This window comes from Thalassospira sp. MCCC 1A01428 (assembly GCF_002115825.1).
Taxonomy (GTDB): Bacteria; Pseudomonadota; Alphaproteobacteria; order Rhodospirillales; family Thalassospiraceae; genus Thalassospira.
In genome coordinates this window covers 130,308-150,507 of the sequence record NZ_JFJZ01000008.1, presented here as the reverse complement: position 1 = coordinate 150,507, position 20,200 = coordinate 130,308, and the positions used below count along the sequence as shown (strand labels likewise).

17 protein-coding genes are annotated in these 20,200 nt (G+C 53.6%); 5 read left to right on the top strand and 12 right to left on the bottom strand.

Features of this window, described 5'->3' with window-relative positions; all coding sequences use genetic code 11:
* Positions 1-53 precede the first annotated feature (53 nt).
* Together mdoH and THS27_RS09255 are read left to right on the top strand one after the other, a co-directional pair.
* On the top strand, positions 54-2,147 hold the full coding sequence (mdoH, locus tag THS27_RS09260) for a glucans biosynthesis glucosyltransferase MdoH (RefSeq protein WP_085590082.1): 2,094 nt from the start codon (positions 54-56) through the stop codon (positions 2,145-2,147).
* A 174-nt stretch (positions 2,148-2,321) separates the two neighbouring features.
* Entirely contained in the window at positions 2,322-2,801 is a 480-nt protein-coding gene (locus THS27_RS09255; RefSeq protein WP_246832906.1) for a hypothetical protein, read from the top strand.
* A gap of 317 nt (positions 2,802-3,118) precedes the next feature.
* Here THS27_RS09255 and THS27_RS09245 read toward each other — a convergent pair whose 3' ends face one another.
* The 12 genes from THS27_RS09245 to THS27_RS09190 form a co-directional block, all read right to left on the bottom strand.
* Entirely contained in the window at positions 3,119-4,009 is an 891-nt protein-coding gene (locus THS27_RS09245; protein ID WP_085590079.1) for an NAD(P)-dependent oxidoreductase, read from the bottom strand.
* Between the two features lie 72 nt (positions 4,010-4,081).
* Positions 4,082-4,888, bottom strand: a complete 807-nt coding sequence (locus tag THS27_RS09240) for an enoyl-CoA hydratase/isomerase family protein (protein ID WP_085590077.1) — start codon at positions 4,886-4,888, stop codon at positions 4,082-4,084.
* Positions 4,889-4,988: 100 nt separating this feature from the next.
* Positions 4,989-5,522: a thioesterase family protein gene (locus tag THS27_RS09235; RefSeq protein WP_085590075.1), complete on the bottom strand. Its 534-nt coding sequence runs from the start codon at positions 5,520-5,522 to the stop codon at positions 4,989-4,991.
* A gap of 63 nt (positions 5,523-5,585) precedes the next feature.
* On the bottom strand, positions 5,586-7,370 hold the full coding sequence (locus THS27_RS09230) for an acyl-CoA dehydrogenase C-terminal domain-containing protein (protein ID WP_085590073.1): 1,785 nt from the start codon (positions 7,368-7,370) through the stop codon (positions 5,586-5,588).
* 11 nt (positions 7,371-7,381) lie between these two features.
* A complete protein-coding gene (locus THS27_RS09225; RefSeq protein ID WP_085590071.1) occupies positions 7,382-9,706 on the bottom strand; it encodes a 3-hydroxyacyl-CoA dehydrogenase/enoyl-CoA hydratase family protein in 2,325 nt (774 codons plus the stop codon).
* The gene (locus THS27_RS09220; protein ID WP_085590069.1) at positions 9,706-10,842 is read right to left on the bottom strand and encodes a thiolase family protein; all 1,137 of its coding nucleotides are present in this window, start codon (positions 10,840-10,842) and stop codon (positions 9,706-9,708) included. The genes THS27_RS09225 and THS27_RS09220 overlap by 1 nt, the downstream gene beginning before the upstream one ends.
* Before the next feature lie 44 nt (positions 10,843-10,886).
* Positions 10,887-11,294: a MerR family DNA-binding transcriptional regulator gene (locus tag THS27_RS09215; protein ID WP_085590067.1), complete on the bottom strand. Its 408-nt coding sequence runs from the start codon at positions 11,292-11,294 to the stop codon at positions 10,887-10,889.
* A 102-nt stretch (positions 11,295-11,396) separates the two neighbouring features.
* Entirely contained in the window at positions 11,397-13,091 is a 1,695-nt protein-coding gene (locus tag THS27_RS09210) for a long-chain fatty acid--CoA ligase (protein WP_085590065.1), read from the bottom strand.
* 96 nt (positions 13,092-13,187) lie between these two features.
* Positions 13,188-14,501: an OmpP1/FadL family transporter gene (locus THS27_RS09205; RefSeq protein WP_085590063.1), complete on the bottom strand. Its 1,314-nt coding sequence runs from the start codon at positions 14,499-14,501 to the stop codon at positions 13,188-13,190.
* Positions 14,502-14,568: 67 nt separating this feature from the next.
* On the bottom strand, positions 14,569-15,222 hold the full coding sequence (locus THS27_RS09200; protein WP_085590061.1) for a DUF6134 family protein: 654 nt from the start codon (positions 15,220-15,222) through the stop codon (positions 14,569-14,571).
* A 37-nt stretch (positions 15,223-15,259) separates the two neighbouring features.
* A complete protein-coding gene (locus THS27_RS09195; protein WP_085590059.1) occupies positions 15,260-15,559 on the bottom strand; it encodes an SCP2 sterol-binding domain-containing protein in 300 nt (99 codons plus the stop codon).
* Between the two features lie 215 nt (positions 15,560-15,774).
* A complete protein-coding gene (locus THS27_RS09190) occupies positions 15,775-16,416 on the bottom strand; it encodes an RT0821/Lpp0805 family surface protein (protein WP_085590057.1) in 642 nt (213 codons plus the stop codon).
* Between the two features lie 389 nt (positions 16,417-16,805).
* On the opposite strand from THS27_RS09190, the gene THS27_RS09185 reads away from it, so the two are divergent.
* From THS27_RS09185 to THS27_RS09175, 3 genes are all read left to right on the top strand, one after another.
* Entirely contained in the window at positions 16,806-17,462 is a 657-nt protein-coding gene (locus THS27_RS09185; RefSeq protein WP_085590055.1) for a LysE family translocator, read from the top strand.
* Between the two features lie 80 nt (positions 17,463-17,542).
* Positions 17,543-18,811 carry an MFS transporter gene (locus THS27_RS09180; protein ID WP_085590053.1) on the top strand — a complete coding sequence of 423 codons (1,269 nt, stop codon included), beginning with the start codon at positions 17,543-17,545 and terminating at the stop codon, positions 18,809-18,811.
* A 328-nt stretch (positions 18,812-19,139) separates the two neighbouring features.
* On the top strand, positions 19,140-20,198 hold the full coding sequence (locus tag THS27_RS09175; RefSeq protein WP_085590051.1) for a hemin-degrading factor: 1,059 nt from the start codon (positions 19,140-19,142) through the stop codon (positions 20,196-20,198).
* Positions 20,199-20,200: the final 2 nt, after the last annotated feature.

Here is a 20,200-nt window from a genome sequence, read left to right as displayed (position 1 = left end):
AATTTTTATGTGTGTAATTTCCAAACAGCCCTTTCTGCTCAGGAACAAAATTAATGACCGACAGCCCGGCGATGCCCCGTACCCCAGAAGAACTTGACCCGGCCGTTAAGCTTGCCGGGCCATCGTCGGTGGTGCGGCGCATATTTTTGTTTGGTGCAGCCCTGGTAACCACGTTTTACGCCGCGTGGTTGATGTCGGATGTTTTGGGCGCTGACCAGTTAACGGCGATGGAAATGGTGGTGATTACGTTTTTCACCATTAACTTCGCCTGGATCGCGTTGTCATTTTATACCGGGGTTGTCGGTATTTTCCTGCGCGCCTTTAGCATTGATGCCATCACCTTGCGCCGGATGAAGCCGATTAACCGCAAAGGTAAGCTGAAATCAAAAAACGTGGTGGTTATTCCGGTTTATAATGAAAGCCCGGACCGGGTTTTTGCCGGTTTGCGCGCCAGTTATGAAAGCCTGGTCGCCACGGGCGAAATTGATGCCTTTGATTTTTTTGTTCTGTCTGACACCCGCGATCCTGATATCTGGATTGCCGAGGAAATGGCATGGTCGCGTACCTGTGCGGAACTAAATGCGCGCGGAAAAATATTCTTCCGTCGTCGCTCGGAGAATACCGAACGTAAATCGGGCAATCTTAAGGAATTCTGCGAAACCTATGCATCGAACTATGATCATATGATTGTGTTTGATGCCGATAGCGTGATGTCGGGCGAGGCCATGGTGAATATGGCTTACCTGATGGAAAACAACCCGGACTCGGGCATTATTCAAAGTCCGCCGCAGCCAACGGGGCGGTCCACCCTTTTTGCCCGTATTTTGCAGTTCATTTCGCGGGTTCACGGCCCCACCATGTCGGCCGGGCTGGCGTTTTGGTGCATGGGCAGTTCCAACTATTGGGGCCATAATGCCATTATCCGGGTGCAGGCCTTTATCGATTGTTGTGGCTTGCCGGTTTTGTCGGGTAAGCCGCCGATGGGCGGCCATATTTTAAGTCACGACTTTGTCGAGGCCGCCTTTATGCGTAAGGCCGGTTGGCGGGTATGGCTGATCCCGCAGCTGGAAGGCAGTTGGGAAGAGTTACCGCCAAACCTGATTGATTTTGCCGTACGCGACCGGCGCTGGTGCCAGGGCAACATGCAACATGCACGGCTTTTCTTCGCGCCGGGCTTTTTGCCGCTGTCGCGCCTGCATTTCTTTATGGGGGTGATGAGCTTTCTGTCCTCGCCATTGTGGTTTTTGCTGCTGTTAAGTTCGACCATTGCAACACTGCAAAATTCGCGCCTGACCTATAGCTTTTTCCCGGGGCAGTTCACGATGTTTCCGCAATGGCCGGTTGACCGGTCGATGGAAATGGTGGTGTTGCTGGTTTTCACCATTGGCATGTTGATTGTACCCAAGGTGATTTCGGTGTTCATGGTGTTTTTGGGCCGGGACCGGCGCAAATATGGCGGGGCCGCCGTGTTGTTAAGCGGCCTTTTGGAAATGGTTTATTCCGCACTTCAGGCGCCAATTATGATGACCCTGCATTCGCGGTTTGTGTTTTCGGTTTTAACCGGGAACCAGGTTGGCTGGGATGCGCAGGAACGTGACGATACCGGTGTGCCGTTTATGGCGGCTGTCAAAACCCATATCGGCATTATTATTGTTGGTCTGGTTTGGGGCGCGATTGCGCTTTACGTCGATAGTGCGTTTTTCTGGTGGTTAACGCCTATTCTGGCCGGGCTGGTTTTGTCGCCCTGGTTAACGCATTGGTCCAGCCTGTTGTGGCTGGGGCAAAAGGCGCGCAAATTTAAGCTGTTTCTGACCCCTGAAGAAACCGCAACGCCCGAAGAACTGGCATCGTTATATCGACTGATGGATGACCACCCGGGCGACGATGTGCGCGACGGATTGCTGCAATTGATCGAAGATCCTTATGCCAATGCCCTGCACAGTGCGTTGTTGCCTGCCCGCAAGCCTGATCGCCGTACCCAGATTGAAGTGGGCATTATCTATGAAAAACTGGCCCGTTTGGGGGTTGAGGCGCTGACAAAGGAAGAGAAGCTCAAGATTTTGTCGTGGCCGGTAAAGCCGCTGGACCAGATTATGGCCGGGCAGCATTTGATCGGGGCAGAAAGCCCTGAAAAAACTTCGGCTTAGCCAGCAAAAAATATACGCATAATTGGTATGGCCCCATGTGGGCATTGCATGGCCCCTGCCACAAAAACGTCTAAGTTTCGGCAAAGATTCGGACTATATTCAGGGCATTGTGAAGATCAACGACAACAAGAAAGTTGCAGTTAACTTTCACATAACCCGAGCAGGGAATGCATCATGGTTGAAATGAGTAACGTGGAAATTTCAAATTCAGGTACGTCGAACGAACCGGCAGCAATGTCGCGGTTGTTGAATGAAACGGCACGCGCATGGACCCGGTCCTTTGGTGTTCGCAGCGAGATTGCTGAAGATCGTTTGGTGAACGAACTTCGTGCGGCTCTGCGTGACGACATGGTTGGTGCGGTTGCCAAGGGCAATTTGCAGGACATGCTTGATGAAGCTGCCCACACAGCTATTGCAACATGGTTGTCCCATGTAACGGGTGACGAAGCGACACATGGCGCCAACAAGTTTGCCATGCTGCGCTGCGCATTTTTATCAGCCAACGAAAACAAGGGCTGGTGTGAACGTTTTCTAGATCGCAATCAGGGCTGCCAGGATTTGAATATGGCCTTGCAGGCGCAGATGATGTTGCCGACTCCGGCCCGTCAGGAACGTGTGATGCCGCGCCAGACGCTTGAAACACGCGCTTCGTAATCGTTTGATTTAAAAATTTTTGCCGGAATACAATTCCGGTTGCCCAAAAGATGCCGCCCGGTACCAAAGCCCGGCGGCACTTTTGTTTTTAGCCCGTTTCTGACAGGCCGCTATGCGCAAAAAAGAACCCGCCCGGTAGGGGGCGGGTCGAGTTCGCGGGCGAATGGGGCCGCCCCGTCATTGGTTTGGCCCCTATTGTGGTATCCGGGCCAAGGCCCCGATACCGACGAATGGTATGATTTTCAAACTGGCAAAACGGACGAATTGTTTAATGTAGTGGCAATCTGGCGTCGGCAGCGTGCCGCGCCGTTGCGCGGTCAGTTTTGGTAATGTGCGCCAATAATTTTCAGCAACCCGGCGACATGCGGGGCATTGGCACCGTTTTTATCGGCTTCATAAAAGAAATCGGGAAAGGGCTCTTTACCCGGTGTCAGGTTATAGGCCTCAAAATCGTTAATGCCGATGGCTGCAAGCACGCATTCATCCGTGAAAAAACCACCACTTACTTGCCGTGCCGGGCTGGTTAAAATGGCGTGGGCGGCATCAGCCAGAATTTGCGGTTTGCGTGCCCTGCCTGCTTCAAGACCGGGGATCATGTTTAAGGCGGCGGTTTCAATAACCGTGACCGGCCACAACGAATTAACGCCAATGCCATCATCGGCAAATTCAGCAGCCAGACCAAAGGTTGCCAGGCTCATGCCGTATTTTGACATGGTATAGGCGGGGTGGTTGGCAAACCAGTGCGGGCTCATGTTTGGCGGGGGCGACATGGTTAAAATATGGGGGTTATCCGATTTTAACAGATGGGGCAGGCAGGCCTGGGCACAGGCGAATGTCGCACGGGTATTAACCTGGGCCATCAAATCATAACGTTTCATCGGGGTTTGTAATGTCGGCGTCAGGTTAATCGCACTGGCATTATTGATCAGGATATCAATGCCACCAAAATGATCGACGGTTTGTGCCACGGCAGCGGCGATCTGGTCTTCATCGCGGATATCGGTTTTCAGGGGCAGGGCCTTGCCGCCTGCGTCTTCAATTTCCTTTGCCACGCTATAAATGGTGCCGGGCAGTTTTGGGTGCGGTTCGTCGGTTTTGGCGATAATTGCAATATGCGCCCCATCGCGGGCAGCGCGCAGGGCAATTTCACGGCCAATGCCGCGCGATGCCCCGGTAATGAAAAGGGTTTTGCCTTTGAGGTCGGCCATGATTTTTCCCTGAATATTATTTTGTTTAACAGTGGTCGGACGGGTACGGTTTTCTGTTTTTTGTGGCCTGGTTTAAGTGCGGTTAAAGGCCGGTTTGCGCTTTTCAACAAAAGCAGCCACACCTTCGCGGAAATCATCGCTGATGGCGCATTGGGCAAAGCATTGTGCCTCGGCGGCCAGTTGGGTGTGCAGATCATGGTCCGGTGCGGAATTAAGAAGTGCTTTGGTTCGGGCCAATGCCGCGCGCGGGCCGGCGGCCAATCGTTTGGCAAGTTTGGCGGTGGTCCAATCAAGTTCATCCTGGGCGACCATTTGGTTAATCAGCCCCAGACGCAGGGCGTCGCTGGCATCAAACCTGTCCCCCAAAAAGGCAATTTCCTTGGCTTTTTTCATGCCGACAAGCCGAACCAGCGAATGGGTAGATCCACCATCGGGGGATGTGCCTATATGGCAATAGGCCAGGGTGAAAACGGTTTCATTGCTGGCAATTGCCAGATCACACGCATTCATCAGGCTGATGCCAAACCCGGCAACAGCACCATTAAGCCGGGCGATAACCGGGCGGGGTAAATCGGCCAGACGGGTGATGATTTGATGAACCTTATCAATCATGGCGGCGATTTTGGGTTGGGCTTCGTCAGCGGGGATTTGACCAAGTGTGTGAAAAAACTTTACATCGCCCCCGGCCATAAAAGTGCCGCCGGCACCTGTGATGACAACCGCGCCAATATTTTCCATTTCGGTATCGATTTGGTCTAGTGCTGCCAACAAACCTGTGATCATCGCGCCATCAAGGGCGTTCATGCGGTCTGGCCGGTTCAGGGTGATGGTGGCAACATCGTTTTCAATGTTCAGGGTAACAGCATCTTGCGATGTCATTTGGCTTCCTCCCCGCGCAAAGGCGGTCCTGTTATCTATTGGTATTTTGTTTGATGATGCCTTCTTTGGTTTGGGCATCTGCGGGGTGGTTCGGGCCGGGTTAAATTGCACCTAGTCGTTCTTCAATGGCATTTTCGATGTCGGGCCAGCCACTTAACCAGTCGGGAACATCGGGCGACGGGTCCATCATGCCCAGTTCATTACAGATATGGGCCGGGCGAATAACCCCGCCGCGCCCAACAAACACTGCCTTGACCACGGCCAGCGCCAGTGTTTTACCGTCGGCAACAAAGCGTTGTTCCAGATAAAACCCCTGTTCGTCCCAATACAGCGCCTGTGTTTCGAGATGAAAGCGCTGAAACGGTTTGATGGCGCGTTTGAACCGCATGGTCGATACCGAAACGACCGGTTGCCATTTGTGTTTTAACACCAGCCGGAAAATACCGGTCCGCAGGATCAATTCGGTGCGGCCCAAATCCATCAGGGCAAAATAGCGCGAATTGGTCATGTGCATATTGATGTCAAGATCGGTCGGCCATGTACGAAATGCCAGTGCCGACGGATCCATCGGGTGCATGGCGGGCCGCAACCACCCCAAAAACAAAATGCGGATCAAGCGAAAGATCAAATTCATCGTCTGCCCCGAATTTTCCCGCTATTGTGCGGTTTTAAAAGGAAGTTGTGGACCCGAAACAAGTTAGAATGCGTCTTCGTCCATCGCCATCATGGTTTTGGAACCGGCCATGATGGAGGAAAACAGGGCACCTGATTGCGGCAGGATGCGTTCCATGTAAAACCGGGCTGTCACCAGCTTGGCTTTATAGAAACCGTCATTGTCATCATCCTGTTTTTGCAGGGCAATTTCGGCCATGCGCACCCACATGAAACCCACGGCGACCAGACCGAACAGGCGCAGATATTCGGTGGCTGCGGCCCCGGCTTCGTCGGGGTTTTTCATACCGCGCTGGGCAATTTCGGCTGTGGCCTGTTGCAGGCGCATAAAGGCCTTTGCCAGCGGTTGCACAAATTCGCCCAATCCGTCGTCATTCACATGGGTTTCGATATATTCCTGCACCGGGTGGAAAAACCGGCGCAAATAACGCCCGGCCTTGGCCCCCATTTTACGCCCTACCAGGTCCAGTGCCTGAATGCCGTTTGTACCTTCGTATATCTGGGCGATGCGGGCATCACGCACATATTGTTCCATGCCCCATTCGCGGATATAGCCGTGCCCGCCAAATACCTGCATACCGATATTGGTGGTTTCAAACCCCCAGTCGGTAAACAGGGCTTTGACGATGGGTGTCATAAGCTGAACAAATTCGTCGGCTTCTTCGCGGACCTGGGCATTTTCGTGATGCTTCATGGTGTCCAGCGCGCGGGCCACCCAAATGCCCATTGCGCGCGACCCTTCATTATAGGCCCGCTGGGTGAGTAACATGCGCCGCACATCGGGGTGAACCAACAGGCTGTCGGCCTCTTTGTCGGGCGATTTTGGCCCGGTCAGGGCGCGGCCCTGTAACCGGTCGCGGGCATAGGCAGCAGCCCCCTGATAGGCGGCTTCGCCTAGTCCCAGCCCCTGAATACCAACCGAAAGCCGTTCCTGGTTCATCATGGTAAACATTGCGGGCATGCCCTGATGGGGTTCCCCCACCAGCCAGCCAATGGCACCGTCAAAATTCATCACGCAGGTCGAAGATGCCTTGATACCCATTTTATGTTCGATCGAACCGCATTTGACGCTGTTGCGATCGCCAAGGGTGCCATCGTCATTGACCATAAATTTCGGCACCACAAACAGGCTGATGCCTTTGGTGCCCTTGGGCGCGTCGGGCAGTTTGGCCAGCACCAGATGAATGATGTTTTCCGTCAGGTCATGTTCACCGGCAGAAATGAAAATTTTGGTGCCGGTAATGGCATAACTGCCGTCATCGCGCGGTTCGGCCTTGCTGCGGATAATGCCCAGATCGGTGCCGCAATGCGGTTCGGTCAGGCACATGGTGCCCGACCATGTGCCCGCAACCATTTTGGGCAGGTATTTGTCTTTGAGCGCGTCCGATGCGTGGCTGTGCAGGGCGGCATAGGCACCAAAGGACAGGCCGGGATACATGCCAAAGGAAAGGTTGGTCGAACAGGTCATTTCCTCGACCAGGGCATTCAGGGTTTTCGGCGCGCCTTGCCCGCCATAGACCGGGTCGCAGGCAATGCCGGTCCATCCACCTTCGGCAAAGGTTTTATAGGCTTCCTTAAAACCTTTCGGGGTCGTAACAACACCGTCGTCCCAGGTGCAGCCTTCTTCATCGCCACTGCGGTTGATCGGTTGCAGGACTTCCTCACACACCTTGGCGGCTTCTTCCAGAATGGCATCGACCACGTCGGGTGTGAAATCCTCGCAACCGGGAAGCTGGTTGATGTCGTTGAAATCAAACAGTTCGGTCAGGACGAAACGCATATCGCGCAGGGGTGCTTTAAATTCAGCCATTTTTCTGTCCTTTAATTCCGCAGCGGTTTGCCGGTCAGCAGCATGGTTTCAATGCGCGCCAGCGTGCCGGGGTTGCGGGCCAGACGCATAAAGCTGTCACGTTCAAGTTCCAGCATGTCGTCTTCGGAAAGTTCGGTGGTAACGTCGGTGTTGCCACCGGCCAGAACCGTTGCCAGTTCACCGGCCACCACACGGTCATAATCGGTGGCTTTGCCCAAACGGTAAAAACCATCAACCGCCATTTCAAAACCAACACGGGCACTTTCGCCGGGCAGGCGATACACCATTTCTTCGGGTGGTTGGTATCCGTCCACCATGGCAAGGGCACGCTTCTTGGCATCAAACAGCAAACGGTTGCGGTTCATGGTGATGCCGTCATCGGGGCGCAGAAACAGGCTTTCCTTGGCTTCATAGGCCGATTTGGCCACAGTGGCGACACTGATGATTTCAAATGCCTTGGCACTGGCGGCCATGGGCCCCTTGGGGAATTTGGGGTTTTCGGCCCAGCGGCGGATCATTTCCTTGCAGCCGCCCCACGCCGGCACCAGCCCGACACCGGGTTCAACCAGCCCGATATAGGTTTCGCCGTGTGCTTGCACCGCATCGGAATGCAACACAATTTCGCACCCGCCGCCCAGTGCCAACCCGCTGGGGGCCGCCACAACCGGGAAGGGGGCATATTTTAGCGCCTTATAGGTCATTTGGCCGGTTTCAACCAGATTTTCAATTTCCGGCCAAACGGCAATATTGGCAGCAAACAATGCCAGACCCAGATTGGCCCCGGCGGAAAAATTGCTGCCTTCGTTGTAAATGACCAGTGCCTTGTATTGCTTTTTCACTGTGCGAATGGCGGATTTCACAATCGCCATGACATCAGCATCCAGCGCATTCATTTTTGTATGAAATTCCAGGCAAACAGCACCGTCGCCAATATCCCACAGCGATGCCGACCGGTTGCCCAGAATACGGTCCGATTTGCGTTTGATATCTTCAAGCAGCAACACGCCTTCGGGGCGGGTGATGGCCTGATAGCTGCCATCGAATGCCAGATAATGCAGGGTGCCGTCTTCAACCTTGTAAAAACTTTTGCCCGCCGCGCGTTCAAGAAGCGGCGGCACATCAATACCGTCTTCCTTGAGCATGGCAATCAGGGCATCGACGCCAATGTCGCCGATCAGTTCAAACGGCCCGGTTTTCCAGTTATAGCCCAGCTTCATTGCCTCATCGACATCGACAATGCTGTTGGCGGCTTCTTCGGCGATGAAGGCGGCATAAGCGAGGGTCTTTGCCATAACGGCCCGGCCATATTTACCGCCCTTATCCGGGCTTTGCATCAGGATACGCGGGTCCTTGCCCGCTGCCTTTACACTTTCCAGCCGGGCTTTTTCCGATTTGGCAAATTCACCGGTTTGCAGATTGACCGATTCTTTAACCTTGCCGCCATTTTCGCGGTTAAGGCGGTAAAACCCGCCCTTGCCCTTGCGGCCGGTATAGCCGTCGGCAATAAGTTTGGAAACCAGCTCGGATTCGCGGTAAATGGCATGGAACGGGTCCGATTTGGGCAGGGCACCGGCCATGCTGGACTGCACATGGGGCATCAGGTCCAGCCCGACCAGATCCATCAGGCCAAAGACCCCGGTTTTGGGAATGCCAAACGGGCGACCAATAACGCTGTCGGCTTCTTCGACGGTTAATTTGGCATCGATGGCCTCGACCATCGCGGCCTGAATCCAGTAAACGCCCAGACGGTTGGCAATAAAGCCCGGTTTGTCATGGCAGACAACGCAGGTTTTACCTAGTTTTTCATCGGCAAACGCCGCCACCATATCCACCACGCCATCATTGGTTTCCCCGCTGGAAACCAGTTCCAACAGGCGCATATAACGCGGCGGGTTAAAGAAATGGGTGATGATGAAATCACTGGCAAAGCTGGCTGGCATGCCTTCAATCAGGGTTGCCAGCGGAATGGTTGATGTGTTGGACGACACAACCGAGCCTGCTTTGCGGACTTCATCGATTTTGTGATAAAGGTTCTGTTTGATATCAAGGCGTTCGATGACGGCTTCGACAATCCAGTCGCAATCGGCCAGTTTGCCCATGTCATCTTCGATATTGCCGCAAGTGATGAGGTTTGCCGCCCGTTTGTTCATAAAGGGGGCCGGGTCGGTTTTCAGCATCTTTGCCACCGCGCCCTCAGCCACGGCATTGCGGTTTTTGGCCCCTTCGGGCACGATATCAAGTAACAGAACCGGGGTTCCCGAATTGGCGATATGGGCCGCGATGGACGCCCCCATAACGCCGGCGCCGATTACGGCGACCTGTTTGATTTCAGCCATTACATTGCCTCCAGAACCGTCGCGATCCCCTGGCCACCACCAATGCACTGTGAGGCCAGGGCATATTTTGCGCCTTCGCGTTTCATCAGGGCGGCTGCCTTGCCAACGATGCGGGCACCTGTCGCCCCCAACGGATGACCCAGGGCAATGGCCCCGCCATCGATATTGACGGTTTTGGGATCAAGGCCCAGTTCGGAGATCGAGGCCATCGCCTGGGAGGAGAAGGCTTCGTTCAGTTCAACAACACCCAGGTCAGAAGCGGTAATGCCCGCCCGTTTCAGGGCCTTTTTGCTGGATCCGACCGGGCCAATGCCCATAATCTCGGGTAGGCAGCCGTCAATCGCGACCGATTTGATCCGTGCGATCGGGGTTAGGCCATTGGCCTTGGCAAATTCTTCAGAACAAACCAGCACAGCCGATGCCCCGTCTGTTAAAGGCGAGGAGGTCCCGGCGGTAACAACACCATCGGCACGGAAAGCCGGTTTTAAATCAGCCAGCCCTTCGGCGGTGGTTTCGGCGCGAATACAACCATCCTGGTCAACAATGCCATCGGGGGTGGTGATCGGAATGATTTCGTCGCTAAATTTACCCGCCTTTTGCGCAGCGGCCGCCCGTTTGTGGCTTTCAACGGCAAAGGCTTCCTGATCGGCGCGCGACAGGTTCCATTTTTTTGCGACATTTTCGGCGGTGTCGCCCATGCCGATATAGGCTTCGGGCATTTCTTTATACAGGGCCGGGTTCGGCATGGGGTTAAAGCCCATCATCGGCACCCGGGTCATGCTTTCGATACCGGCACAGATAAAAGCATCGCCTGCGCCAATGGCAATGGCACCTGCCGCCTGATGGATGGATTGCATGGAAGAGCCGCAGAACCGGTTGACCGTTACCCCACCCACCGAACGTGGCAGCCCGGCCAGAAACGTGACCAGTCGGGCAACGTTTAACCCCTGTTCCCCTTCGGGAAAAGCGCAGCCCAGAATAAGGTCTTCGATGGCATTGGGATCGATGCCGGATCGTTCCACCAGCGCCTTGACGACCTGGGCGGCCAGATCATCGGGGCGAACCTTAGCCAGCGCACCTTTGCGCGCCGGGGTGAAGGGGGATCGGGCATAGCCGACGATAACAGCATTGGTCATAGCGGGTCTTCCTTCCTGAGCTTTTTTGCGATGCCGGTGCGGTTTTATTCCGTATCCGGATCGAGTCCTTTTTCTTTAAGCGCATCAATCGATTGTTGTTCGATGTCGCGCAATTCATCGAGTGTGACATCCAGCGCCTGACGCTGTTCGGTCAATTCTTTCATCCGTTTACGAACCCGGCCCAGTAGCATTCTGATTTGTTCGGTCTGGGTTGGATCAGCGCCGTAAAGATCCAGATAATCTGCAATCTCGCTCAGGCTGAAACCCAGTCGCTTGCCCCGCAAAATGATCAACATTCTGGCCCGGTCTGATCGCGTATAGACCCGGGTGCTACCTGCGCGTTGCGGGGAAACCAGTCCTTTTTGTTCGTAAAACCGAATGGTTCGCGGTGTGACGCCCAAATCCTTTGCCAGTTCGGGAACGGTATAGATCCGGTTGTCAATGTTCGTCATTTTCTGACCCTATTGGTACATTTTTTTATCTATACGTCAACTAATTTACGTTAACGTCACATTGATTTTTCTTTTTTGTCATCTGTGCGCAGACTCTTCACGTCAGACATGGTTACCGGCTTTCAGGCGTTCCTCATCGATCAGCTCTTTTTTCGACAATTTACCGACCATTGTTTTGGGTAATTCGTCACGCATTTCGATTTCCCGGGGCATTTCAATGCGCGAGATTTTATCTTCCAGAAAGGCACGTAATGTTTCAGGTGTGATGGCCTGAGGGTCCGCATCATCCTTTAAACGTACAAATGCCTTGGGTGCCTGACCGCGATAGGAATCGGGAACGCCGATCACGGTAACTTCGGCAATATCGGGATGCAGATAGAGGGCTTCTTCAATGGCACGCGGATAAACGTTATATCCGCCGCACATAATGACATCCTTAAGGCGGTCGACCAAAAACAGGTAACCTTCCCGGTCGCGATAGCCAACATCACCGGTGGCAAGCCAGCCATCCTTCAGGCAGGCAGCGGTTTCTTCGGGGTTTTGCCAGTATCCGGTCATAACCTGAGGTCCGCGAACATACAGTTCACCTTTTTCACCATCGGGCAGGGTGCGGGTTTTATCGTCCAGCGATCTTATTTCCACGCCGGCCCCGGGCATCGGAATGCCGATGGACCCTTCCTTGTTGGTACCCAAAAGCGGGTTGCAGGTACAAACCGGGCTAGCTTCGGACAAGCCGTAACCCTCAACCACTTTGGCACCGGTTAGGTCTTCAAACTGGTGTTTTACCTCGACGGGCAGGGGCGCGCCCCCCGAAATGCAGCATCGGATTGATGACAGGTCGTGTTTCACGGTTTCGTGGGAATTGTTAATTGCGGTGTAAATGGTCGGCACACCGGGGAAAATGGTCACTTTTTTGCGATCCAGCGCCTTAAGCAACGCTTCAAGTTCAAAGCGGGGCTGTAAAACCAGTTCTGCGCCCATATTAATCGAGGTGTTCAGCGCAACCGTCATGGCAAAAACATGGAAAAACGGCAAAACGCATAATGTGACTTCCTGCCCCGGCCGCGCATTTGGCATCCAGCGGGTAAGTTGCTCGACATTGGCGCTAAGATTGGCGTGGGTCAGCATCGCGCCTTTGGGACGGCCAGTCGTGCCGCCGGTATATTGCAAAACCGCCAGATCATCCGGGGTTGCACCGCAGGATTTTTGCAAGGGCGGGCAATTTACCAGGCGCGAATAGGGAATATTGCGTAAATCGTGCGGGACATCGGCCAGTTCGCTGCGTTTGAAAAGCGAAAACAGAACACTTTTGACGGCAGGTAAAATGTCGCTCATTTCGCACACGACAATGCGCCGCAGGCTGGTTTCATCCAGACAGGCGGCGACTTTGGGATAAATCTGTTTCAGGTTCAGTGTGACCATGATCCGCACACCGGAATCATTGATTTGGAAGGCAATTTCGCGTTTGGCATAAAGCGGATTGAAATTGACAACCACGCCGCCGCATTTCAGTACGGCATAGTAACAAACCACATAATACGGGGTGTTGGGCAAGCAAAGGCCAACCTTGTCCCCCTTGCGCACGCCAAGCTGGCGAAACCCCTCGGCAACCTTGTCGATTTGGTCGGAAATTTCCTGATAGTCATATATACGGCCCAGAAAATCGATGCAGGGCCGGTTGCCAAAAACATGTGCAGCATCGTCGAAAATATCATGAACCAGCCGTGGCGTGATTGGCGTTGTCATATCGACACCGGGTGCGGTCGAGGGGGCTTGTTGAATGTTCATTTGGATCATCCGCGTTAACTCCATTACGTTAACGTCACTTTCGCGGCAAAAAAACCCGGTACGGTGCGATCCGTCAGGAAACACCCGTACCGGTATTATATAGGATCAGAACTGGAATTTTGCTTGCAGGGCGATGATGTCGACTTTGGATTCATACTGGCCCTGGAAGGAGCCGATATTATCTTCTGAGTGATCCACGGTCGCGTTGTGGGCAAAAATGTGGGTGTAGCCCAAGCTTACGTCAGCCCAGTCGGCAACCTTGTAGGATGCGCCAAGTGACAGCCAGTAACGGTTTGAATCCGGAATGCGTACAGAGCGGTATTCATCCGAAATTGGCGTCTGGTCATAGGCAACACCGCCTCGGAACGTCCAGTTTTCATCATAGCGGTATTTGGCACCCAGCGAGACGAACCAAGAGCTGCTCCAGTTATAAACTTCCGAGCTACTGTCCTCAACCCCCGGTGCGAAAGCTGCGACGTTCGTATCGCCACCATAATTAAAGGTCAGCGTGTCAATTGATTTCCAATTGGTCCATTGACCGTCGGCCATTACAGTCCATTTCTCGCCAATGTCCTGAGCTACGCCAAGAGTGATATATTCTGGCGTTGTAACATCGGCTTCAGCGCTTTGATCACGATAACCACCGGCTTTGGCGGCACTGTCAAACTTAATGTCGCCTTTCAGGTTGTGGGTGATTTCTGAAACATAGGACGCACCGATGCGGGTGCCGGTTGGCAGTTCCCAGTTCAACCCGGCGGTCCAGCCTGCGGCAAGGTCGTCACCAGTGACGTCGCCATTACCCTCGCCCGCGCCATACCCCACGGCCTTTGCAAGGCGGGCATCCATATACTGGATTTGTGCACCACCACCAATGGCCAGGCCGTTATCGAAGCGATATGCTAGAACCGGTTTGACGTTTGCGGTCTTGATTGACGAAGTTGTGCCAAAGAAGCGACCGGCAAAGTCGCTTTCATAGTCGGTGACCAGCCCCCATGGCGTAGTAAGCGAAATACCGAAATTGACGTTGTTGCTCAGCTTCCAAACAGCATGTGCGTTGGGAACCAGAGCGTCCTGGCCCATATCGCCATAGGTTGCATTTGAGACACTGCCAGCGGCAGTGGTCAGGCCACCCGCTGTAAAGCTGCCGCGTTTAAGCTTTACATTTGGCATAACAAGGCTAGAGCCGACGGAGTAGGTTGATTCCTTGAACTGGCCGACACTGCCCGGGTTAAAAAACATCTGCGAGGCATCGTCAGTCTGAGTCGACATGCCAGCAAAGGATGAGCCTTGCAGGCTGCCGCTAACTTCACGAAGCTGAAAGCCCGAGGCTTGTGCATCGCCACTAATAGCCATAGCGGCTATGAACGCGGTACCCGAAACAGCCGCACAAAGGCAGGCTTTGTTCAACGTCTTTGTCATTTGTTTCTCCCTAGAAACGATTTCGGTGCTGTTGCGCTTTTTGCGCCCGCATTTTATTGGTCAGGCTTTATTGGGCATCGACCCTGATAAAATCGATGTCATAGCCTTTTTTCTTAAAGCTGGTTTTCAGCAATTTACCGTCTTTGTCGTACCAAAGGTCACGGGCAACATCCCCGGTCATCACATAGTGGGTGGCGGGGATTTTGCGGTTATCAATGGTCAGGCTGGTATCAACGGTTTTTGTGACCGACACCGCATAGGGTGCTGCGTCGATGACACTATAGAGGCTTGTTTTGGCAGTAATATCTTCGCGCCACAGTGTCAGGGGCCAGGCCGCGTTACATTCTTCACGGCGTGGAACACCCTTTCCGGCGACTTCGTAACAATCGCCTTCATATTCCGCCAGCCACGCATAAGGGGTGCCATCATCGTCGGTTTCGGCTTTGACGGAAACCAGATGGTCATTCTTCCACGTTTCTGTGCGGTCATGATGATAGTGGAACTGTAAAAACAGCACCTGGACAGAGGTTTCGGTGGTGATATGTGCGATCTGGCCGTCGGCTGTATCGCTTAACACCACTTTTTCAAAACCAATCGGGTCGCCATCCTTGAACACCTTGTAATTCAGGGTTTCATCGGCTTTGGCACCGTGCAGTCCGGCATAAAGTGTAGCAAAAATTGCGCAAGCAGTGGCGACACCGCCCAATAATTTTCGAGACATAAGAGTTCCCCAACCCCGATCAAAAACAGAAAAGCCGTCAGTCCAGCATGGAGGACAGCTTGGCGGCGATGCCCATGGACCCCTTTACCTTGAGCTTGCCCAGTGTAAAGGCCAGCATCGGGTCGAGTTTTCCGGTGATCAGTTTTTGTAAATTGGCTTGGGAAATCTTCAGGATGCAATCGGCATCCGAAACATCATCATCGCTGATTTCCGGGGTTGGCCCGGTTGCATCAACAACAATGCTGCCATCATCACCACAATCAAAGGCGACAACGGCGTTCAGCCCCCGCAATTGCGGTAATCTGGCTTCGACGGCTTCGAGGATGCTGTTATCCACGAAATCCTCCCTGGACGTTTGTTGATTTTGTTTTTGTGTTCTTGTTGCCGTAATGTAGCGCAAAGTGACGTAAAGGTAAATTGTTTTACTTCAAAGTCATTCAATTGCTGCTAGGGCATTGATTGTCAGGGAGAATTTTCAACCTATAGACGTGCATAAAGCCTGATTGCACGTCTGCTAACGTGCAGTCAGGCTTTATTTTTATCGCATCGATTTCACGACAGGATACGCCATGACCCGTCGGATTGCAGGCATGCGGTGCCATAGGTTTGCTGGCGCGCATCGTTGATTTTGACGGTGGCACTATATTCCCGGCAATATTGGCTGTTTTCGTTCTGGAAGGTTTTTACCGGGGTAATGCCATATTGCTGGTTCGAGTCGGGATTGGTCCAGACCGCAGTTTGACCGTCGGGCAGGCGGTCCAGCGCATAACCGCCGCAGGCCTGATCGGTGGCGTCCATGCCTGATCCAATGGCATTTCCCGCCAACATTCCAAAGATGCCCCCGCCAATGGTGGCAAGCAGGCGCCCATCACCTTTGCCAACTGTCGAGCCCGCCGCGGCCCCGGCGACACCGCCCAGAATTGACCCGATTACGTCGCGGTTGCATTGCAGGATATTACCATTTGGCAAAAACAGGTCACCAAAACCATCTGCGCCAAAATCGTGTCCATTATGAATGGCAGGGCCATTTTTGAAACCCGGCCCTTTGCCGGGATGCCCGTCTGGCCCGCCTTTTGCGCGGTAACCATGTGCTGGCGCCCATGGGGGCGGGTCTGCCTGGGCCGGACTGACGAAAACACCGCTTAGGCCCAGCGCAAAAATTCCGATCACGAAACGAAAATTGTTTTTTGCCATTTTTCGGCTTTCCTTTTGGCGGGGCAGCGTAACGCGCTTTGTCTTAACACCCGCATGGTTTGCCTGAATTTGTATGCGAATTTGCCCTGCAACTATGTCCCGGATATCTCTATGGACGGTATTTGTGGGGTAGATGAGGCTTAGTTAGGGCAAATTATGGCGGTGATACCGGTGTGGTCAGGTGTGATTAAGGGGGCATCGGTTGGTTTTTATATAGGTGTTGATATACAGCACCACGCCGAACAGCTGGCAACCGGGGCCAAAACGGAGTGATTTCGGTGGTTGCCTATACGTCTGAAGGACGTCATTTGCGTTGAAACCGTTTGCACAGGCAGATAGCTTTCTGTCACTTACTTAAACCGTTTAAAAAGAAGTGCCGGGGAAACGTTATGACTTTCACTGCGTGGCTGTCGGTTGCCACCATTTGTATTTTGGGGGCAATGACACCGGGGCCCAGCCTCGCTGTTGTCTTGCGTCATTCAGTTGGGCAGTCACGGCGGGCCGGTTTTGCCTGTGCGCTGGCACATGGTGCCGGAATTGGCTTTTATGCTGTAATCACGATGGCGGGGCTGGGTGTCCTGTTTCAAACCGTGCCGGTGTTTCGCGAAGCTGTCAGCATTCTGGGGGCGCTTTATCTGGCATGGCTGGCATTTAAAGCCTGGCGCGGGGCAGGCAGTGCCGCACGTTTTCAAAATGACAATCACCCCGGTGCCATTGCCGATACGCTGGGCCATGCTGCGCGTGATGGCTTTATGATTGCGTTTTTAAACCCCAAAATTGCATTGTTTTTTCTGGCTTTGTTTAGCCAGTTTGTCTCGGCTGATGCCAGTTGGACCGCTAAAATATGGCTGGCCCTGACGGCGGCGGGCATTGATTGTGCATGGTATTGTCTGGTGGCAGTCGGGTTTTCGCATGGGGCGGTTTTGCCGTGGTTGCGGCGCAATTCCGGTATTATTGAACGGTTGATTTCAGTCCTGTTTCTGGTCATTGCTGTACGGGTGTTGTGGGGGATTATCCCGGGCCTGATGGGCATGACATCCGGTTAAGGCTGCCATGCCTGCTACCTTTCATTCTGTTTAAATTTTTGGCCCTGTCATCTGGCCCTGCTTAACGGACAGTATTTTCCATGTCTGATCCCAAATTGTCTGCTTCGTCCCCTGCGGTATCTGAACATCGTCGCTCTTCTCCAAATCCATCCTTGCCCGCGACCGATCAGGCAGAGCGCGGGTTTCGCCGTGTTGCGCCGCATCTGGGTTTTTTGGCGGCCTTGCTGTTGCTGGCGTTTAACATGCGCGGCAGCATCGTTGTGATGGGGCCGCTGGCCGAAACAGTTGGTCTTGATTTGCAGTTATCAGGGGTGCAGTTGGGGCTTCTCACCACCATTCCGGTACTTTGTTTCGGTGTGTTATCGATATTTGCGCCGCGTTTGGGACAGCGGTTTGGTCTTGAAGCCACGCTGGTTTTGATGCTGGCACTGGTGGCAGTGGGGCAGGGGTTGCGCGCCAGCGGGCAATATGGGGTGATGGTGATTGGCACCATTGTGCTTGGTGCTGCCATTGCCGTGATGAATGTGCTTACCCCGTCGCTGGTACGGCGCAGTTTCCCCGGCAAGGTTGCGTTGATTACCGCCCTTTATACCTTTGTTATGTCCAGCGGGGCGACGATTGCTGCCTTTAGCGCGGTTCCCTTGCGCAACAGCATGGATGGCGACTGGCGTTATGCGCTGGGGGTGTGGGCGGTGGTGGCTGCCATTGGCTGTGTGTGCTGGTTGCCAATGCTGCGTTACCATCATCATGCACAAGGGGCCTCGCCGCGTATATCGCTGTGGCGTAATAGCGAGGCGTGGTGGCTTAGTCTGTTTTTTGGTTGCCAGTCGATGGTATTTTATACCGGCACGGCGTGGGTTGCGAAAATCTTTATCGATTCCGGTATGTCGGATGCCGAGGCTGGCACGCTTTTGACGGTTTTTAACGTTTTTGGCATTCCGGCGGCGTTTCTGGCCCCGCTGATTTATTCGGCCATCCCCAACAAAAAACTGGCAATGGTTGTTTTGCATGTGCCGTTATTCATTGGCATTCCCGGGTTCGTTTTTGCCACCACCGACATGCCCTATTTATGGGCATTATGCATGGGGTTGGGCCAGGGCAGCATGATCAGCATTGCCCTGACGCTGGTCGGTTTGCGCGGGGCAGATCCGCAAACTTCGGCCAAACTGTCGGGTATGTGCCAATCGCTGGGCTATTTGCTGGCGGCAACCGGCCCGGTCCTGTTTGGTGCCCTGCACGATTATTTGCAAAACTGGCAGATACCGTTGCTTATTTTGTTTGTAGTTGTCGTGGTTCAGTTCGTTTCCGGCCTGCGGGCCGGGTCGCCTGACAGGATTGTGTCACGCTAACGCTTGTTCTGTTACCGGTTTAACACCCCGATGGTTTTGCCTTCGGGGTGTTTTTTTGCCTGGTGTGAGGGGACGGTAAAATGTTTCATGCTGCCTTTCGCGTCCCGAAATTTTGTTTTGTATTGTTAACAATGTTGTTCCGGGAAGCGACGCCGCGCCGGTAAACGCGATTGTATTAGTTCTTTAGGTGTGCGGCTTCAAACTGGCATTTGTTGATAATAATAATTGTTATTATCAAAATAAGTTTCAGAAAACAGATGTATTGCTTCGTCATGGGTTCAGGCGGTTTTGCCGCAGGAAACATCCATCACGCCAGGAAAGTGACGATATGACACCAGAATTAACCGATATTGCAAAGGCCTGGACGGGTTTTGCTACCGGAACCGCCAAGGGCTATGCCGTTGATATTGCGCGGCAACTTGAGATTAGCGAAGCCGAACTGGTAGCAGCAGGGTGCGGAACCACGGTCACAAGGATGGATGCCGATTGGGGCGATGTGATCAGGCGGCTAGAAGACCTTGGCGAGGTAATGGTGTTAACGCGCAACCCCAGTGTTGTGCATGAAAAAACCGGCACATTTGGCGCAGTCAGCATTCATGGCGATATGGGGCTGGTGTTAAATGGCGATGTCGATTTACGGCTGTTTTTGGGCCATTGGGGTTTTGGCTTTGCGATAAATGCGCGTGGGCGCCGCAGTTTGCAGTTTTTTGGTCATGATGGCACCGCGATCCATAAAATCTTTCTAACCGATAAATCCGATCTCGCGGCCTATGAGGCATTGGTAAGCGATTTTGGCGCGCCCGATCAAAGCCCGGAAATAGCGGTTTTGCCGCCTTTGCCCGCCCCGGTTACGCGGGCGGATCAGGATGTGGATATTAAAAACTGGCGTGCCCATTGGGCACGGATGACAGACGTGCATCAGTTTCACGGCCTGTTGAAAGATTTTAACCTGGGGCGGCATCAGGGATTGCGCCTGGCAGGGGCGGAATTTGCCGAGCAGCTTGACCCGGCCCATTTTCAAAACTTGCTGGAAAATGCAGCCACCCGCCAGGTGCCGATTATGGTTTTTGTTGGTAATTCGGGGGCCATTCAAATTCATACCGGGCCGATCAACACCATTCGGGTGATGGATAACTGGGTCAATGTGATGGACCCGCGTTTTACCCTGCATTTACGGGCCGATCATTTGGCGGAAATGTGGCTGGTGCGCAAGCCGATTCGCGAGGGTGTAATTACCACGATCGAGCTTTATGACGCCGCGCATAACAACTTTGCCATCCTGTGTGGTCAACGCGCGCCCAAGGACCCGGAAAACCCCGATTGGCAAAAGCTGGCCGAAGATATGCCCCGGCTGGCATCCGCACGATTGATGAAGGCGGGGGGATGATC

Bases quoted from the DNA above. Each gene is read 5' to 3' on its own strand.
- mdoH (WP_085590082.1), top strand. From the start codon at position 54: ATGACCGACAGCCCGGCGATGCCCCGTACCCCAGAAGAACTTGACCCG.
- THS27_RS09255 (WP_246832906.1), top strand. From the start codon at position 2,322: ATGGTTGAAATGAGTAACGTGGAAATTTCAAATTCAGGTACGTCGAAC.
- THS27_RS09245 (WP_085590079.1), bottom strand. From the start codon at position 4,009: ATGGCCGACCTCAAAGGCAAAACCCTTTTCATTACCGGGGCATCGCGC.
- THS27_RS09240 (WP_085590077.1), bottom strand. From the start codon at position 4,888: ATGACATCGCAAGATGCTGTTACCCTGAACATTGAAAACGATGTTGCC.
- THS27_RS09235 (WP_085590075.1), bottom strand. From the start codon at position 5,522: ATGAATTTGATCTTTCGCTTGATCCGCATTTTGTTTTTGGGGTGGTTG.
- THS27_RS09230 (WP_085590073.1), bottom strand. From the start codon at position 7,370: ATGGCTGAATTTAAAGCACCCCTGCGCGATATGCGTTTCGTCCTGACC.
- THS27_RS09225 (WP_085590071.1), bottom strand. From the start codon at position 9,706: ATGGCTGAAATCAAACAGGTCGCCGTAATCGGCGCCGGCGTTATGGGG.
- THS27_RS09220 (WP_085590069.1), bottom strand. From the start codon at position 10,842: ATGACCAATGCTGTTATCGTCGGCTATGCCCGATCCCCCTTCACCCCG.
- THS27_RS09215 (WP_085590067.1), bottom strand. From the start codon at position 11,294: ATGACGAACATTGACAACCGGATCTATACCGTTCCCGAACTGGCAAAG.
- THS27_RS09210 (WP_085590065.1), bottom strand. From the start codon at position 13,091: ATGATCCAAATGAACATTCAACAAGCCCCCTCGACCGCACCCGGTGTC.
- THS27_RS09205 (WP_085590063.1), bottom strand. From the start codon at position 14,501: ATGACAAAGACGTTGAACAAAGCCTGCCTTTGTGCGGCTGTTTCGGGT.
- THS27_RS09200 (WP_085590061.1), bottom strand. From the start codon at position 15,222: ATGTCTCGAAAATTATTGGGCGGTGTCGCCACTGCTTGCGCAATTTTT.
- THS27_RS09190 (WP_085590057.1), bottom strand. From the start codon at position 16,416: ATGGCAAAAAACAATTTTCGTTTCGTGATCGGAATTTTTGCGCTGGGC.
- THS27_RS09185 (WP_085590055.1), top strand. From the start codon at position 16,806: ATGACTTTCACTGCGTGGCTGTCGGTTGCCACCATTTGTATTTTGGGG.
- THS27_RS09180 (WP_085590053.1), top strand. From the start codon at position 17,543: ATGTCTGATCCCAAATTGTCTGCTTCGTCCCCTGCGGTATCTGAACAT.
- THS27_RS09175 (WP_085590051.1), top strand. From the start codon at position 19,140: ATGACACCAGAATTAACCGATATTGCAAAGGCCTGGACGGGTTTTGCT.